The following is a 14,970-nucleotide window of genomic DNA, read 5'->3' as shown; positions in this document are numbered from 1 at the left end:
GCCAGCACGAGACCGCAGAGGGCGCACAGGGTGCCCAGCGCGACGACCCAGGCGAAGCCTAGCCCTGCGGCCGAGGGTCCTCGGGCGTCCGCGGCTGCCGGATGTCGAGCTCTTCGGCGACCCGGTCCCGGTCGCCCGGCGGGACGACGCCGCGGCCCCGTGTCCGGTCGGACGGACCGTGCAGGTCCTCGAGGCCGAGCGGGTCACCCACCCGGGTGTGCTCGACCGGCGGGCGGCCGCGCCCGCGGCGCGGATCAGTCCTCCGCGTCGGCTCGGGTCGCCGTCGGTCCACGGCCCAGAGCACCAGCCGCCACCCGACGAGCGTGACGCCGAGGAAGACCGTGGCGACGATGACGAAGGGCAGGGCCGTGCCCTGACCGACCATGTCCCGCAGGGCCATCCCGCCGAAGACCGTGGCGATCCAGACGGTCAGGCCGTGCCACCAGCGGGTCGGCCAAGTCTGGCTCGAGGCGGCGACGACCACCCAGCCGACGGCCAGGCCAGCGAGGAAGGGCCAGGCGGTGTCCCACCAACCGGAAGGATCGAGGGGCTCGTCGTGGGTGCGTCGCCCGATGAGCGTGAAGACCGCGACGACGAACACGTCGAGACCGGCGGCGAGTGCGGTCCGCCCACCGGGCGACATCAAGGGCTCGTCACGGTCACGCACCGGAGCTCCTCCCCACGAGGTGGCGGCGGATCTCGGTGACGAGCTCGTGCCGCGCCTGGATCCCGGACCGGGCGACGCCGGGGAAGCTTGCGAAGCCGTGCGGCAGCCCGAGGTAGTTGGTGACCCGGACCTCGACCCCGGCAGCCCGCAGGGCCTCGGCGTAGCGCAGCCCGTCGTCGCGGATCGGGTCGAGGTCGGCGGTCTGGATCAGGGCCGGCGCCACCCCAGAGGCATCACCGAAGAGCGGCGAGACGATCGGGTCGTCGTGGGCGACGGCGTCGTCCGCCTCGCCGACGTAGTGCGCGCGGAAGGCGATGATCTTGGCCTCGGTGAGGATCGCGCCCTCGGAGTGCTCACGGATCGACGGGGAGGCCATCGTCAGGTCGGTGGCCGGGTAGATGAGGGCCTGGTGGCGGATCACCGGCTCGCCGGTGGCCGCCCGCAGGTCCCGCAGATGCTGGGCGACGATCGCCGACAGGTTGCCCCCGGCGGAGTCACCGCACAGGCCGATGCGGTCGCGGTCGACTCCGTGGTCGGCGTGCTCGTGGAGCCAGCGGACGACGTCGATCGCGTCGTGGCTCGCCGTCGGTGCCCGGTGCTCCGGGGCCATGCGGTAGTCGACGCTCACGACGACGGCGTCGAGCTCGGCCGCGAGGTGTGTGCACAGCGGGTCGTACATCCGGGTCGACCCCTGCACCCAGCCACCACCGTGGAGGTAGACGAGGAGGGGGCGGTCCTCCCTTCGGCCGGCCGGCGTGTACCAGCGAAGGGGGATGCTCGCGCCGTCGCGGACCGGCGCGCTCCCGTCGTCGATGGTCACGTCCGCGTGCACCCGACCGGTGATCCAGGCGAAGGGGGCCGACGTCGGGTAGACCTTGGCGCGGGCGTCCCGGATGTCCTCGAGCGTGGCGTCGACGATCGAGACCCGACCGATGTTGTCGAGGAAGGTCGTCAGGGCCGCGACGAGGGGGGGCAGGCCGGGGTAGGGACGCTTCATGACCGCTCCTCGTGCAGGTGGTGGGCGACCTCGCCGATGAGCTCTTCGAGCGCCGGCTGTGCGGCCGGAGCCAGCCCCGGGAAGGTCTGGTAGCCGTGGGGCGCACCGCGATAGGTCGTGTGGCGGACCTCGACCCCGGCGTCGCGCAGCGCCTGGGCGTAGGCGTCGCCGTCGGGACGAAGGGGGTCGACCTCCGCCGTCTGGACGAGAGCCGGCGGCAGGCCGGTGAGGTCGCCGAAGGCGGGGGAGACGATCGGGTCGCGGTCGTCACCCTCCTCGCCGAGGTAGAGGCTGCGGAAGGAACGCATCATGTCGGGGGTGAGGACGGGGTAGCGCTGGGTGAGCAGCTGGAGGTCCTCGGTCTCGCGGTCGGAGAGGTCCGGCGCCGGGTAGACGAGGGCCTGGTGCCGCAGGCCGGTGAAGCCCTCGTCGCGCAGGGACTGGGCCACGACGGCGGCGAGGTTGCCGCCGGCCGAGTCGCCGGTGACCCCTACGGCGTCGGTGCGCGCGCCGATCTCGGCGGCGTGCTCGATGGCCCAGCGGGTGGCGTCGAGAGAGTCGTGCGCGGCCAGGGGAGCGCGGTGCTCGGGGGCCATGCGGTAGGCGACCGTGACGACGACGACCTGCGCCTGAGCGGCGATCCGCGTGCACAGCGGGTCATAGACCCCCATGTGACCGAGGACGAAGCCGCCGCCGTGGAAGTGCATGAGCAGGGGCAGCGGACCGTCGGCCTCGGGTCGGTGGACCCGGATCTTCAGCTGGTGGCCATCACGGGCGCTGATCCGTCGGGTCTGCGAGGTCACGCCGCGCTCGGGGCGACCGAAGAACCACGTGTAGGGCGCCCGTATCGGGATGTTGGCGCGCATCCGGGACAGCTGCGCCGCCGTCATCTCCTCGGCCGGGACCCCCTTGCGCGTCAACCAGCCCAGCACCCGCGTCCGCCACGGCATCCACGTCGAATTCACGGCCCCATTCCAACACCCTCGGTGGTCGAGGCGCGACTGGCCGGGAAAGGCGCTCATGACCGGGAAACCCGCGCATGGCCGGGAAACCCGGTGATGGCCGCGCAATTGCGCGGTCATCACCGGAGATCCCGGCCATCTCCGGGCATCCCGGCCACCCCGGGGAGCGCGGGCGCGCGGGCGAATGTCGGTGGTGCCCCCGAGCCCGCTGCACGAGCATGGCCGTCATGAGTCCGACGACCCCGACCCTGCACACCCCGACCCTGGTGACCGAGCGGCTGCGGCTGCGCCCAGTGGAGGACGAGGACGGCGACTTCCTCTGGGAGCTGATGTCGTCCCCCTTCGTGCTGCGCTACTGGGACGAGCCGCCGTGGACCGATCCGTCGCGGGCCCAGAGGTTCGTCGACCAGTCGCGGAGCGCTGCGTCCGAAGGGAGTGGCGCCCGGGTCATGGTCGAGAGGGTGGCGGACGGTGCCCGCCTGGGGTGGTGCGGGGTGAGCAGCTGGGACCCGACCTTCCGCAGCGCGGAGCTGACCCTGTGCTTCGGGGAGGCCTCCTGGGGCCACGGCTACGCGACCGAGGCTGCCTCGGCCCTGCTCGACTGGGCCTACGAGGTGCTCGACCTCAACCGGGTCCAGGCCATGGCGGACACCCGCAACACCGCCTGCGGGCGCGTCCTGCACAAGCTGGGCTTCGTCCACGAGGGCACGCTGCGGGAGGACTGCGTCGTCGAGGGCGTCGTCTCCGACTCGTGGGTCTTCGGGCTGCTCGCGAGGGACCGGACCTAGGGTGGGCCCATGAGCGTGCGGCGGATCATGGGCATCGAGACGGAGTACGGCATCGCGGTCCCGGGCCAGCCCTGGGCCAACCCCATGACCGCCTCGGGAGTCGTCGTGACCACCTATGCCCGCGCCCACGGGCTGCGGGCCGGACACGGGGCGTGGGACTACAGCGACGAGCACCCGCTCGTCGACGCGCGCGGCTTCGAGATGCCCCGCGCCCGCGCCGACATCTCCCAGCTGACCGATGCCGAGGACCCGACCCTGGCCAACGTCGTGCTCACCAATGGTGCCCGGCTCTACGTCGACCACGCCCACCCCGAGTACTCCTCGCCGGAGGTCACCTCCCCCCGGGACGTCGTCGTCTGGGACCGGGCGGGCGAGCTCGTCATGCGTGAGGTCGTCGAGCGCCTCGCCGACAGCCCGCCGGGCATCAACCTCTACAAGAACAACACCGACGGCAAGGGGGCCTCCTACGGCACCCACGAGAACTACCTCGTGAGCCGGGCGACTCCCTTCGACCGGATCGTGGGCAGCCTGACGCCCTTCTTCGTCGCCCGCCAGGTGATGTGCGGCGCCGGGCGCGTCGGCGTCGGCCAGGAGAGCGAGCGCACCGGCTACCAGATCTCTTCCCGCAGCGACTTCTTCGAGGCGGAGGTGGGGCTGGAGACGACCTTCAAGCGGCCGATCATCAACACCCGGGACGAACCCCACGCCGACCCCGACGTCTGGCGCCGGCTGCACGTCATCATCGGCGACGCCAACCAGGCCGACGTGTCCAACCTCGTCAAGGTCGGCTCGACCTCCCTCGTGCTCCGGCTCATCGAGGCCGACGCGATCGACCGCGACCTCGCGCTGCTCCACCCGGTCACCGCGCTGCGCACGATCTCCCACGACCCGACGTGCCGGGCCACTGTCCGCCTGCGAGACGGTCGTGAGCTCACGGGCGTGCAGATCCTCACCGAGTACCTCGAGATGGCGAGCGCCTTCGTCGAGCGAGAGGGCAGCGACCCGGCCACCGACGAGGTGCTCGGTCACTGGGAGCGGCTGCTCGGGCTCCTCGCCGGCGACCCGATGGACGCGGCCGCGGACATCGACTGGGTCGCCAAGCTCGCTCTCCTGCAGCGCTATCGGGACCGTGACGGCATGGAGTGGGGTGACCCGCGGCTCACGGCCATCGACATCCAGTGGTCCGACGTGCGCCCGGCCAAGGGCATCTTCCACAAGCTCGAGGCGGCGGGGCGGATCACCCGCCTGACGACCGACGAGGAGGTGCGCCGGGCCGTGGCGGAGCCGCCCGAGGACACGCGGGCCTGGTTGCGGGGCCGGGTCGTCGAGCGCTTCGGCGACGCGGTGGTCTCGGCGTCGTGGGACTCGCTCGTGCTGCGTCTGCCCCGCGCGGGGCGTGTGGCCCGGGTCCCGCTCCTCGACCCGCTGGCGCACGGCCGGTCCGCCACCGAAGACCTCGTGTCAGCAGGTGACGTGGACGACCTCGTGGCCGGTCTCGGAGCATAGGCTCGGGGCACGACCCGACGCGACAGGAGCAGACGATGGCGCAGGAGCAGATCCGACCCCAGAGCAGCGGCGGGGGCGACGACGCCCAGCCCGACGACGGCTTCGGTCAGGTGGGCGCGACCAATGCCGCCCGCGACGAGGACATCGACTCGGTGCTCGACGAGATCGACGGGGTGCTCGAGTCCAATGCCGAGGAGTTCGTCAAGGGCTTCGTGCAGAAGGGCGGCCAGTGAGCCGCGATGCCGCGCAGGGGCGCCTGCCCGCCGCCTACCTGGCGGCCGGCGGGTCCTCCTTCACGGACTTCGTCGCCCAGCACGACCCGCGCCTGCTCCCCGGAGCCGGCGCCGCTGGCGCCACGACGGGGCAGCCCCTCGAGGCCCCTCACGCCACGACGATCGTCACCCTCGCCTGGGAGGGCGGCGTGGTCATGGCGGGTGACCGCCGCGCCACGCTCGGCAGCCTGATCGCCAACCGCGACATGCGCAAGGTCTTCGCCGCCGACGAGCGCTCCCTCGTGGGCATCGCGGGCGCGGCCGGCGTCGCCGTCGAGATGGTGCGGCTCTTCCAGGTCGAGCTCGAGCACTACGAAAAGATCGAGGGCGTCGTCATGTCGCTCGAGGGCAAGGCCAACCGCCTCGCCGCGATGTTGCGTGGCAACCTCGGTCTGGCGATGCAGGGGCTGTCCGTCGTCCCCGTCCTCGGGGGCTTCGACGCCGAGCGCCGCGAGGGGCGCATCTTCTCCTACGACGTGACCGGTGGGTGCTACGAGGAGCAGGAGCACCACAGCGTGGGCTCCGGTTCCTTCTTCGCCCGCGGCGCGCTCAAGAAGCTCTGGCGGCCCGGCCTCGACCGCGCCGCGGCCGTCCGGGTCGCGCTCGAGGCCCTCTACGACGCAGCCGACGACGACTCGGCGACGGGCGGGCCCGACGTGCACCGCCGGATCTGGCCGGTCGTCGGCGTGGTCGACGCGGGCGGGGTCGACTTCGTCGACGAGGCCGAGAGCGAGCGGGTCGTCGAGACGATCCTCGCCGACCGTCGTGGTCAGGCGGGCCCGCGATGACCCAGCCTCCCTTCTACGTCTCGCCCGAGCAGGTCATGGCCGACCGGGCGGAGTTCGCGCGCGCCGGCATCGCCCGCGGCCGTTCGGTCGTCGTCCTGGGCTACGACGAGGGCATCCTGCTCGTCGCCGACAACCCGAGCAGCCGCTCGCTCAACAAGCTCAGCGAGATCTACGACCGGATCGCCTTCGCCGCCGTCGGCAAGTACAACGAGTTCGAAAACCTGCGGGTGGCCGGCATCCGCTACGCCGACTTGCGGGGCTACTCCTACGACCGATCCGACGTCACCGCCCGAGCCCTGGCCAATGCCTATGCGCAGACGCTGGGCACCGTCTTCACCCAGGACCAGAAGCCCTACGAGGTGGAGATCGTCGTCGCCGAGGTGGGCCGGCTCCTCGCCGGCGACCGGATCTACCGGCTGGCCTACGACGGCTCGGTGACCGACGAGCGCGGGTGGGTCGCCATCGGCGGCGACAGCGAGCGGCTCAACGACGCCCTCGGCTCCCGCTGGGTGCCCGGCATGGACCTGCACGATGCCTTCGACCTGGCCCGCGACGTCCTGTCGCTGCGTGACGAAGGGGGAGACCTCCTGCCCGACGCCGCCCTCGAGATCGCGGTGCTCGAGCGGACCGCGACGCGGCGCTGCTTCCGCCGGGTGAGCGCCCCCCTTCGCGCCGACGGTTAGCCTGCAGACGTGGAGCGACGCATCTTCGGGATCGAGACCGAGTTCGGCATCACGGCCGTCTCCGACGGCCAGCGGCGTCTGACGCCCGACGAGGTGGCGCGCTACCTCTTCCGCAAGGTCGTCACCTGGGGCCGCTCCAGCAATGTCTTCCTGCCCAACGGCTCCCGGCTCTACCTCGACGTCGGCAGCCACCCGGAGTACGCGACCGCCGAGTGCGACGACCTGCCCACACTCATCGCCCACGACCGGGCGGGGGAGCGCATCGTCCAGGACCTCGTCGACGACGCCCAGGGACGCCTCGAGGAGGACGGGGTGGCGGGGGAGATCTACGTCTTCAAGAACAACGTCGACTCCGCCGGCAGCTCCTACGGCTGCCACGAGAACTTCCTCGTCGCGCGCACCTCCAACTTCTCGGCCGTGACCGACGGCCTGCTGCCCTTCCTCATCACCCGCCAGCTCGTCGCCGGCACGGGCAAGCTGATGTCGACCGGCCGGACCACGCAGTTCTCCGTCAGCCAGCGCGCCGACCACATCTGGGAGGGGGTCTCCTCCGCGACGACCCGCTCGCGCCCGATCATCAACACCCGCGACGAGCCGCACGCCGACGCCGAGCACTACCGCCGCATGCACGTGATCGTCGGCGACTCGACGATGACCGAGACGACGACGCTGCTCAAGGTCGGCTCCGCCCACCTCGTGCTGCGCATGCTCGAGGACGGCGTCGCGCTGCCCGACATGACCCTCGACAACCCGATCCGCGCGATCCGCGACATCAGCCTCGACCGCACCGGCCGGACCCCGGTCAAGCTCGCCGACGGCCGGCGCATGAGCGCCCTGGAGATCCAGGGCGAGTACCTCGCCCGGGCCCTCGAGTACGCCGACCGCGAAGGCGTCGACGACCCGGTGAGCCGTCAGGTGCTCGACCTGTGGCAGCGCACCCTCGACGCCATCGCGGGCGATGACCTGTCCGCCGTGGCCACCGAGATCGACTGGGTCATCAAGTACCGCCTCCTCGACGCCTACGCCGCCAAGCACGGACTCGACATCTCCGACCCGCGGCTGGCGCAGCTCGACCTCGCCTACCACGACATCAACCCGCAGCGCGGCGTCCACCACCTGCTCCAGCGGGCCGGTCGGATCGCGCGCGTGGTGAGCGACGAGGCCATCGCCGAGGCCGTCGACACCCCGCCCCAGACCACCCGGGCCAGGCTGCGGGGCGACTTCGTGCGCGCCGCCCGCGAGCACGGCCGCGACGTCACCGTCGACTGGGTGCACCTGAAGATCAACGACGAGGCGCAGCGCACCGTGCTGTGCAAGGACCCCCTCTCAGCGGTCGACGCCCGCGTCGACAAGCTCATCGAGATCCTCTCCTCGCGGCCCACGCCGAGCGGACCGATGAGTCAGGCACCACCCAGACTCCGTGGTTAGGGTGAGCCAGATCGTTGTCCCCGACACATTGAGGTAGACCGTGCCGAAGGCTCCCCGCCTGACCACCGCCGTCGCGGCATCAGCCGCTGCCGTCCTCGCCCTGAGCGCCTGCGGAGGCGACTCCGACGACTCGTCGGACTCCGGCCAGGACGACAAGAAGTCCTCGGCCTCGTCCTCGCCGGGTGTGACCCTCGCCGAGCCCAAGGAGGAGGACTCCAAGGCTGTCGAGGCGATCGAGGTCACCGAGGCCAAGGGCAAGAAGGGCCCCTCGATCACGCTTGCCGACAAGCCGGTGAGCGTCTCCGAGACCACCCGTGACGTTCGCGAGGAGGGTGACGGCAAGGAGCTGTCCGACGACGCCTACGTCGAGGTCGACCTCGCGATGTTCTCCGGCAAGGACGGCAAGGTCATCGAGGGCTCCGAGACCTACACCAGCTCGCCGATCGTGCTCGACCTCGGCAACGCCGAGGCGCTGCCGGGCCTCGTCAAGTCGATCCAGGGGCAGAAGGTCGGCGCGAGCGGCGTCTCCGTCATGCCGCCCAAGGACCTCTTCGGGGACAAGGGCATGCCCGAGTACGGCGTCGACGGCAAGGACAACCTCGTCCTCGTCTACGACGTGCGCGGCCAGCTCCCCGACAAGGCCGAGGGCAAGCAGAAGTCCGTCGACAAGGACCTGCCCCAGGTGAAGTACAACGAGGGCAAGCCGGCCGACATCACCATCCCCGAGGGCGCGACGAAGCCGAAGAAGCTCGTCACCGAGACCCTCATCGAGGGCAAGGGCAAGACCGTCAAGAAGGGCGACACCGTCTACGTCAGCTACACCGGCGTCACCTGGGACGACGGCAAGGTCTTCGACTCCTCGCTCAAGGACGGTCGCGGCCCCTTCTCCTTCCCGGTCGGCCAGCAGAGCGTCATCCCCGGCTGGGACAAGGCCGTCGAGGGCGCCAAGGTCGGCGACCGGCTGCTCGTCGTGGTCCCGCCGGACCAGGGCTACGGCAAGGAGGGCACGCCCGACGGGTCGATCAAGCCCAACTCGACCCTCGTCTTCACCATCGACGTCCTCGGCGCACCCTGACCCCCTTCGAGACGCTCGGCCGCTGACGGCCTCGCTCCTCAGGGACCGAGCTGTACCTCCCACCCCACGACAAGGAGACCCACATGCCCTTCGACCCCACCACGACCAAGCCCGAGATCGACTTCCCCGAGGGCGAGGCTCCCACCGAGCTCGTCGTCGAGGACATCACCGTCGGTGACGGTGCCGAGGTGACCGCCGGCTCGCCGATCCAGGCGCACTACGTCGGTGTCGCCTTCTCCACGGGCGAGGAGTTCGACGCCTCGTGGAACCGCGGCGCACCGCTGGCCTTCACCGCCGGCATCGGCCAGGTCATCAAGGGCTGGGACGACGGCCTGCTCGGCATGAAGGAGGGTGGCCGTCGCAAGATCGTCATCCCGCCGCACCTGGGCTACGGCGACCGCGGCGCCGGCGCCGCGATCAAGGGCGGCGAGACGCTGATCTTCGTCGTCGACCTCGTCCAGGTCGGCTGACCCGCCACTTCTCCACCCGAGAACCCTGCATTGCCCTACGGCAATGCAGGGTTCTCGTCGTCCGGAGGGGGACGGGAGTCGGCTAGGTCAGGAGGGCGGCGGCGTGGCGGCCGGCCAGGGCAGCCGTGGCGAAGGGGGTGACGTCCTGCGTCGCGCTCCGGCCCATGCTCGACAGCGGCACCGGGCTCGTCGCGAGGTCGTCGCCGACTCCCGCACTTGGGAGCTCCACGACCCGCGGCGTCCCGCTCGAGGACGCGACGGCGGCGTCGAGCTGGGCCCGCACCTGCGGCCACGGTGCGGTGGCGTCGTCGGGCACGACGACGTCGGCGCTGCCGAGCAGCACCCGCGACAGGACCGTCGTGGTGTGGTGGGAGAGTCCGAGGTGACGCTCGCGCGGGTCGCTGGCGGACACCCGCGGCACGACGACGGCCCGACCGCGCAGCACGTGCACGGCGTTGAGCACGTCACCCGTGGCCAGCCCCGACCAGCCCCATGTCGTCGACGAGCCGGCATTGCCGGGGCCCTGCGCGACGACCGCGACGTCGCAGCCGAGCACGTGCCTCGCGGCGAGCAGAGCCGAATGCACGGTGATCGCCTCGTGCTCCCCGCCGAAGGCCTGCCCCGCCGTGATCGTCGTGTCGAGCCAGCCGGCGTCGACGAGTCCGGCAGCGAGATCGGACTGGGCGAAGGGGAGCGCTGCCGTGTCCGTCATGACGTAGCCCACGCGTGCGCCCGGCTGGGCAGACCGCAGGCCGGCGAGGACCGCTGGCAGGGCCGAGTGCAGCTCGGCGACGACGACCGGCATCCCCTGGAGGTCGCCGGCGGCGACCGCGGGGTGCTCGCGCATCGCCTCGTGGTGCGGCGACTCCTGCTCCTCGAGCGCCAGCACCATCTGCTGCAGGGGCGTGTAGCGCGCCTTGACGATGTGCCCGGGAGCCGGCGGCGGGTCGGCCGGAGGACGGGTCGCATTGGCGACGACGAGCGCGTGGCCGCCCGTGCCCAGCCCACGACGCAGCGCGGAGACGTTGAGCAGGACGGTGTCGCCGATCTCGGGGGTGCCCACGAGCTCCGGCAGGGCGAGGGCGGGTGTGTCGGCACCGTCGACCACGACGGTCAGGCGCACCGCGCCACGCCGGGCGCCGCCGATCTCGCGGACCGTGCCGCTGCGCCAGTGGATCATGTGCGGCAGGTTAGCCTCAGGACGACGAAGGGAGCGACGTGGCAGCACCCAACACGCCCGCGGCCAAGACGGAGCGACTGCTCAACCTCACGATGACCCTGCTCTACGCCCGCATGCCGGCGCCCAAGCAGCGGATTCGCCAGATGGTCGAGGCCTATCGGGCGATCGAGTCCGACGAGGCCTTCGACCGGATGTTCGAGCGTGACAAGGAGGACCTGCGGGCCATGGGGATCCCACTGGTCACCGAGGACATCGGGGTCTTCGAGGACGAGCAGGGCTACCGCATCGACCGGCGCGACTACGCCCTGCCGCCCGTGGAGCTCGCTGCCGACGAGCGTGCCGTCGTCGGGCTGGCCAGCCGGGTGTGGGCGCACGCGACGATGGCCGGCCCCGCCGCGACGGCCTGGCGCAAGGTGGCTGCGGGCGACGAGGTGGGGGAGGACCCCTTCGTCGGGTTGGAGCCGCAGCTCGGCGGGACCGAGCCTGCCTTCGAGCCACTCAAGGACGCGGTGCTGTCGTCGACGGCCGTCCGCTTCGACTACGCACGCCCCGGCACCGGCGGCTCGCGGCCCCGTCACGTCGAGCCGTGGTACCTCACCGCCTGGCACGGCCGCTGGTACCTCGTCGGGCACGACCTCGACCGCGAGGCCGCGCGCGTCTTCCGACTCAGCCGGATCACCTCGTCGGTGACGGCCACGGGTGACGCGCTCACCGTGCCGGTGCCGGACGACGTCGACCCGGTGCGGATGATCGCCGCCACCGACCCGAGCCCCTCCGAGACCGTCGCGGCGCGCCTGCGCGTGCGCGTCGGCACCGGCCACGGGCTGCGTCGGCGGGCCCACGAGGTCGTGCGGGTCGACGACGAGTGGGACCACGTCGACGTCCACGGGGCCGACCTCGACGGCTTCGTCAGCGAGGTCGTCAGCCACGGCGGCGATGTCGTCGTCGAGGAGCCGAGCGAGCTGCGCGAGGCCGTCATCGGCCGCCTGCGTGCCGTCGCCACCGCCCATGAAGGGAGCGCCCGATGAGCCGTCCCAAGGTCGAGACCGCGACGAGCCGGGTCGAGCGGCTGCTCACCATGGTCCCGTGGCTCGTCGGCCGCCAGGGCATCGAGATCTCCAGGGCCGCCGAAGGTCTAGGCATCAGCGAGGACCAGCTGAAGAAGGACCTCGACCTGCTCTTCGTGTGCGGCTACGGCCCGATGACCGACGAGCTCATCGAGGTCAGCTACGAGGGCGGGCGGGTCTTCGTCACCAACGCCGACACCATCGCCCGACCGCTGCGCCTGAGCGTTGACGAGGCGATCTCGCTCATCGTCGGGCTGCGCTCCCTGTCGGCACTCGGGGCGGGGGAGTCCGGTGCCGTCGAGCGCGCCCTGGCGAAGCTCGAGGAGGTCGCCGGCTCCATCCCCGGGGTCGAGCGCGTCATGGTCGTCGACGACGACACCGAGGCCGGGCGCACCCGCTCGGTCCTGCAGGACGCGCTCTCCGCCGGTCGCCGGGTCCACCTGACCTATCACGTGCCCAGCCGCGACGAACGCACCGAGCGCGACGTCGACCCGATGCGCCTGGCCCGGGTCGAGGGCCACTGGTACCTCGAGGGGTGGTGCCACCGGGCGCAGGACGTGCGGCTCTTCCGCACCGACCGGATCGAGTCGGTCGAGGTGCTCGACGTTCCCTCCGAGCCGCCCGCCGACGCCGTGCGTCGCGACCTGAGCGCGGGCGCCTACCAGCGCGGAGAGGGCGACCTGCCCGTCACCCTGCGCCTGGGACCGTCCGCCCACTGGGTCGCGGAGTACTACCCGGTGACATCTCGCGAAACGTCCGGTGAAGACCTCGTCGTCACCCTGCCGACGAGCAACGAGGGTTTCCTGCGCCGGCTCGTGCTGCGTCTGGGCGGCGCGGCCGAGGTCGTCGAGCCCGAGGCGCTGCGCACCGCGGTCACGGCACACGCGACGCAGGCTCTGGCCGCCTACGACGTCGGCTGAGCCCCGTCCGCAGGCCATGAGACCGACGCCGACCGTCCTACCGCAGCGCGTATGCTCGAGGGGAACGGCGAGATCAATCGAAGGGAACTGTCATGGGCTTTCTGCCCGGCGGCGCTGAGTGGATCCTCATCGCCCTCGTCATCCTCCTGCTCTTCGGCTTCAAGAAGCTGCCCGATGCCGCCCGCAGCCTTGGCAAGTCGGCCCGCGTCTTCAAGTCCGAGGTCAACGAGATGAAGGAAGAGGACCGGCAGCGCGAGGAGGCCAAGAAAGCCCGCGAGACCGGCACGCCCACCGCTGACGGCAATGCCGTCATCGATGAGGCCAAGCCCCGGACGGACAACCAGTCCGGCCCGGTCTCCTGACCCGATCCCCTTCGCCCTCCACCCGCATGGCTCGTAGCCCCCGCACGCCCAAGGACCCCGAAGGGCGGATGCCGCTCAAGGAGCACCTCCTCGAGTTCCGCAACCGGCTGATGAAGGCTGCCGCCGCGATCGTCGTCGGTGCGGTCATCGGGTGGATCATCTACGACGGCGTGAAGATCGGGTCGTGGAGCTATGCCGGGGTCTACAAGCAGCTGACCTACCCCTTCGACGAGTACAAGGCGAGCAACCCGGACAGCGTCGTCACGCTGAACTTCGGCAACGCGACCTCGGCCTTCACGACCCAGCTCGGTCTCTCGCTCTTCACCGGGGTCATCATCTCCAGCCCCGTGTGGGTCTGGCAGATCTGGGCCTTCATCCTCCCGGGCCTGACCAAGCGCGAAAAGCGGATGTCGCTCGGTGTCTTCGGCACCGCCCTGCCGCTCTTCCTCGCGGGCTGCTTCTTCGCCTACCAGACCCTGCCCAAGGCGCTGCTCATCCTCTTCGGCTTCACCCCGGACGACGGCAAGTCGAGCAACATCCAGCAGGCGAGCGACTACTTCACCTTCATCACCCGCTTCATCCTCGCCTTCGGGCTGGCCTGGCTGCTGCCGGTCTTCCTCGTCGGGCTGTGCGCCATCGGTGTCCTCACGGGCAAGGGCCTCTTGCGGACCTGGCGGATGGCGGTCCTGCTGATCTTCATCGCCTCGGCGGTCATCACGCCGACCCCGGACCCCTTCACGATGTTCCTGCTGGCGGGTCCGCTCGTCCTGCTGTACTTCGCGGCGGTGGGGGTCTGCCTGCTCATCGACCGCCGCCGGGTCGAGCGGGGCGAGGAGCCCGACTGGTCGGACCTCCCGGACGACCAGGCCTCGCCGCTGACCTAGGGTCGGGTCCATGACCCGTGTGACCCCCGAACGCATCGGCCTGCTTGTCAACCCCACCGCCGGCAAGCACCGCGGGGAGCGGATCGGCACCCGGGTGGCCGACCTCCTCGAGGCCGGCGGACGTGAGGTCGTCGATCTCACCGGCCTCGACGCCGCGCGGGCCGAGGCCAAGGCACGCCGAGCCGTGGCCACGGGCGACATCGACCTGCTCGCCGTCGCCGGCGGTGACGGGGCCGCCGGGCTCGGTGCCAACATCTGCGCCGACACCGACGTCCCGCTCGGCATCGTGGCGGTCGGCACCGGCAACGACAACGCCCGTGAGCTCGGGCTGCCCGTGCAGGACGTCGAGACCTCGGTCCAGCGGATCCTGCAGGGCTCGGTGCGCACCATGGACCTGGGGCGGGTGAGCGGCCCCGACGGTGAACCGGTCCGCGACTACCTCGGCGTCCTGTCCTGCGGCTTCGACGCCGTGGTCAACGAGCGGGCCAACCGTATGTCCTGGCCCCGGGGGCCGCAGCGGTACAACCTCGCGATCCTGCGTGAGCTCCCGGTCTTCGGTGCCATCCACTACGACCTGACGATCGACGGTGTCGAGCGCGAGGTCGACGGGATGCTCGTGTGCATCGCCAACGGCCGGGCCTTCGGCGGCGGCATGAAGGTCGCCCCGGCAGCCGACATCGACGACGGTCTGCTCGACGTCGTCATCGTCCACGACATCCCCATCCCGACCTTCCTGTCGGTCTTCCCCAAGGTCTTCTCCGGTACCCACACGACGCACCCGGCCGTCGAGATCGTGCGGGGCGCGCGGGTGAGCATCGCGACCGAGCGGATCGTCAGCTACGCCGACGGCGAGCGCGTCGCACCCCTGCCGGCCACCGTCGAGGCGGCCCGCGGCGCGCTGTCGATCGTGCGCTGACGCGC

The 14,970-nt window shown here is 71.4% G+C and carries 17 protein-coding genes; 13 read left to right on the top strand and 4 right to left on the bottom strand.

All coding sequences use genetic code 11. From position 1 onward, the window contains the following. Window positions 1-58: 58 nt before the first annotated feature. The 3 genes from B9B60_RS13190 to B9B60_RS13180 are packed head-to-tail and all read right to left on the bottom strand — an operon-like array spanning window position 59 to window position 2,629. On the bottom strand, window positions 59-667 hold the full coding sequence (locus tag B9B60_RS13190) for a DUF3054 domain-containing protein (protein ID WP_234993871.1): 609 nt from the start codon (window positions 665-667) through the stop codon (window positions 59-61). After that, window positions 660-1,664 carry an alpha/beta hydrolase gene (locus tag B9B60_RS13185; RefSeq protein WP_084452061.1) on the bottom strand — a complete coding sequence of 335 codons (1,005 nt, stop codon included), beginning with the start codon at window positions 1,662-1,664 and terminating at the stop codon, window positions 660-662. Before B9B60_RS13185 ends, B9B60_RS13190 begins: the two co-directional genes overlap by 8 nt. Beyond that, window positions 1,661-2,629, bottom strand: a complete 969-nt coding sequence (locus B9B60_RS13180; protein ID WP_159451210.1) for an alpha/beta hydrolase — start codon at window positions 2,627-2,629, stop codon at window positions 1,661-1,663. The genes B9B60_RS13185 and B9B60_RS13180 overlap by 4 nt, the downstream gene beginning before the upstream one ends. 224 nt (window positions 2,630-2,853) lie before the next feature. Here B9B60_RS13180 and B9B60_RS13175 point away from each other — a divergent pair, with 224 nt between their 5' ends. The 8 genes from B9B60_RS13175 to B9B60_RS13140 all read left to right on the top strand — a co-directional run bounded on the left by B9B60_RS13175 (window position 2,854) and on the right by B9B60_RS13140 (window position 9,636). Then, window positions 2,854-3,414, top strand: coding sequence for a GNAT family N-acetyltransferase (locus tag B9B60_RS13175; RefSeq protein WP_084452117.1), 561 nt, complete (start codon window positions 2,854-2,856; stop codon window positions 3,412-3,414). A 9-nt stretch (window positions 3,415-3,423) separates the two neighbouring features. Then, a complete protein-coding gene (gene dop / locus B9B60_RS13170) occupies window positions 3,424-4,920 on the top strand; it encodes a depupylase/deamidase Dop (RefSeq protein ID WP_084452057.1) in 1,497 nt (498 codons plus the stop codon). A gap of 35 nt (window positions 4,921-4,955) precedes the next feature. Further along, window positions 4,956-5,153 (top strand): ubiquitin-like protein Pup, encoded by a 198-nt coding sequence (locus B9B60_RS13165; RefSeq protein ID WP_084452055.1) that lies wholly within the window; start codon window positions 4,956-4,958, stop codon window positions 5,151-5,153. After that, complete coding sequence (gene prcB, locus B9B60_RS13160; RefSeq protein WP_084452053.1) at window positions 5,150-5,980, top strand: proteasome subunit beta; 831 nt, start codon at window positions 5,150-5,152, stop codon at window positions 5,978-5,980. The genes B9B60_RS13165 and prcB overlap by 4 nt, the downstream gene beginning before the upstream one ends. Then, window positions 5,977-6,663, top strand: a complete 687-nt coding sequence (gene prcA, locus B9B60_RS13155) for a proteasome subunit alpha (protein ID WP_072624616.1) — start codon at window positions 5,977-5,979, stop codon at window positions 6,661-6,663. Before prcB ends, prcA begins: the two co-directional genes overlap by 4 nt. A gap of 9 nt (window positions 6,664-6,672) precedes the next feature. Continuing rightward, window positions 6,673-8,091 carry a Pup--protein ligase gene (gene pafA, locus B9B60_RS13150; RefSeq protein WP_084452051.1) on the top strand — a complete coding sequence of 473 codons (1,419 nt, stop codon included), beginning with the start codon at window positions 6,673-6,675 and terminating at the stop codon, window positions 8,089-8,091. Window positions 8,092-8,131: 40 nt separating this feature from the next. Then, complete coding sequence (locus B9B60_RS13145) at window positions 8,132-9,166, top strand: FKBP-type peptidyl-prolyl cis-trans isomerase (protein WP_084452049.1); 1,035 nt, start codon at window positions 8,132-8,134, stop codon at window positions 9,164-9,166. 83 nt (window positions 9,167-9,249) lie between these two features. Further along, window positions 9,250-9,636 carry an FKBP-type peptidyl-prolyl cis-trans isomerase gene (locus tag B9B60_RS13140; RefSeq protein WP_072624613.1) on the top strand — a complete coding sequence of 129 codons (387 nt, stop codon included), beginning with the start codon at window positions 9,250-9,252 and terminating at the stop codon, window positions 9,634-9,636. Window positions 9,637-9,718: 82 nt separating this feature from the next. Here the strand turns inward: B9B60_RS13140 and B9B60_RS13135 are convergent, their stop codons facing one another. Continuing rightward, complete coding sequence (locus B9B60_RS13135) at window positions 9,719-10,816, bottom strand: DUF3866 family protein (protein WP_084452048.1); 1,098 nt, start codon at window positions 10,814-10,816, stop codon at window positions 9,719-9,721. Between the two features lie 38 nt (window positions 10,817-10,854). Between B9B60_RS13135 and B9B60_RS13130 the strand changes: the two genes are divergently transcribed. The 5 genes from B9B60_RS13130 to B9B60_RS13110 all read left to right on the top strand — a co-directional run bounded on the left by B9B60_RS13130 (window position 10,855) and on the right by B9B60_RS13110 (window position 14,965). Then, on the top strand, window positions 10,855-11,844 hold the full coding sequence (locus B9B60_RS13130; protein ID WP_084452047.1) for a helix-turn-helix transcriptional regulator: 990 nt from the start codon (window positions 10,855-10,857) through the stop codon (window positions 11,842-11,844). After that, window positions 11,841-12,803: a helix-turn-helix transcriptional regulator gene (locus B9B60_RS13125; RefSeq protein ID WP_084452046.1), complete on the top strand. Its 963-nt coding sequence runs from the start codon at window positions 11,841-11,843 to the stop codon at window positions 12,801-12,803. The genes B9B60_RS13130 and B9B60_RS13125 overlap by 4 nt, the downstream gene beginning before the upstream one ends. 92 nt (window positions 12,804-12,895) lie before the next feature. Beyond that, window positions 12,896-13,165, top strand: coding sequence for a Sec-independent protein translocase subunit TatA (tatA, locus tag B9B60_RS13120; RefSeq protein WP_084452045.1), 270 nt, complete (start codon window positions 12,896-12,898; stop codon window positions 13,163-13,165). Between the two features lie 26 nt (window positions 13,166-13,191). Then, window positions 13,192-14,049: a twin-arginine translocase subunit TatC gene (tatC, locus tag B9B60_RS13115; protein WP_234993870.1), complete on the top strand. Its 858-nt coding sequence runs from the start codon at window positions 13,192-13,194 to the stop codon at window positions 14,047-14,049. Between the two features lie 10 nt (window positions 14,050-14,059). Beyond that, window positions 14,060-14,965 (top strand): YegS/Rv2252/BmrU family lipid kinase, encoded by a 906-nt coding sequence (locus B9B60_RS13110; protein ID WP_084452043.1) that lies wholly within the window; start codon window positions 14,060-14,062, stop codon window positions 14,963-14,965. Window positions 14,966-14,970: the final 5 nt, after the last annotated feature.

Origin of the sequence: Janibacter indicus, assembly GCF_900176385.1 — a bacterium.
GTDB lineage: Bacteria > Actinomycetota > Actinomycetes > Actinomycetales > Dermatophilaceae > Janibacter > Janibacter indicus.
Note: the sequence above shows the minus strand (reverse complement) of the source record. Positions and strands in the feature narration are given on the sequence as shown.

Bases quoted from the DNA above. Each gene is read 5' to 3' on its own strand.
- B9B60_RS13175 (WP_084452117.1), top strand. From the start codon at position 2,854: ATGAGTCCGACGACCCCGACCCTGCACACCCCGACCCTGGTGACCGAG.
- tatA (WP_084452045.1), top strand. From the start codon at position 12,896: ATGGGCTTTCTGCCCGGCGGCGCTGAGTGGATCCTCATCGCCCTCGTC.
- dop (WP_084452057.1), top strand. From the start codon at position 3,424: ATGAGCGTGCGGCGGATCATGGGCATCGAGACGGAGTACGGCATCGCG.
- B9B60_RS13135 (WP_084452048.1), bottom strand. From the start codon at position 10,816: ATGATCCACTGGCGCAGCGGCACGGTCCGCGAGATCGGCGGCGCCCGG.
- B9B60_RS13125 (WP_084452046.1), top strand. From the start codon at position 11,841: ATGAGCCGTCCCAAGGTCGAGACCGCGACGAGCCGGGTCGAGCGGCTG.
- B9B60_RS13140 (WP_072624613.1), top strand. From the start codon at position 9,250: ATGCCCTTCGACCCCACCACGACCAAGCCCGAGATCGACTTCCCCGAG.
- B9B60_RS13110 (WP_084452043.1), top strand. From the start codon at position 14,060: ATGACCCGTGTGACCCCCGAACGCATCGGCCTGCTTGTCAACCCCACC.
- B9B60_RS13185 (WP_084452061.1), bottom strand. From the start codon at position 1,664: ATGAAGCGTCCCTACCCCGGCCTGCCCCCCCTCGTCGCGGCCCTGACG.
- B9B60_RS13165 (WP_084452055.1), top strand. From the start codon at position 4,956: ATGGCGCAGGAGCAGATCCGACCCCAGAGCAGCGGCGGGGGCGACGAC.
- tatC (WP_234993870.1), top strand. From the start codon at position 13,192: ATGGCTCGTAGCCCCCGCACGCCCAAGGACCCCGAAGGGCGGATGCCG.
- prcA (WP_072624616.1), top strand. From the start codon at position 5,977: ATGACCCAGCCTCCCTTCTACGTCTCGCCCGAGCAGGTCATGGCCGAC.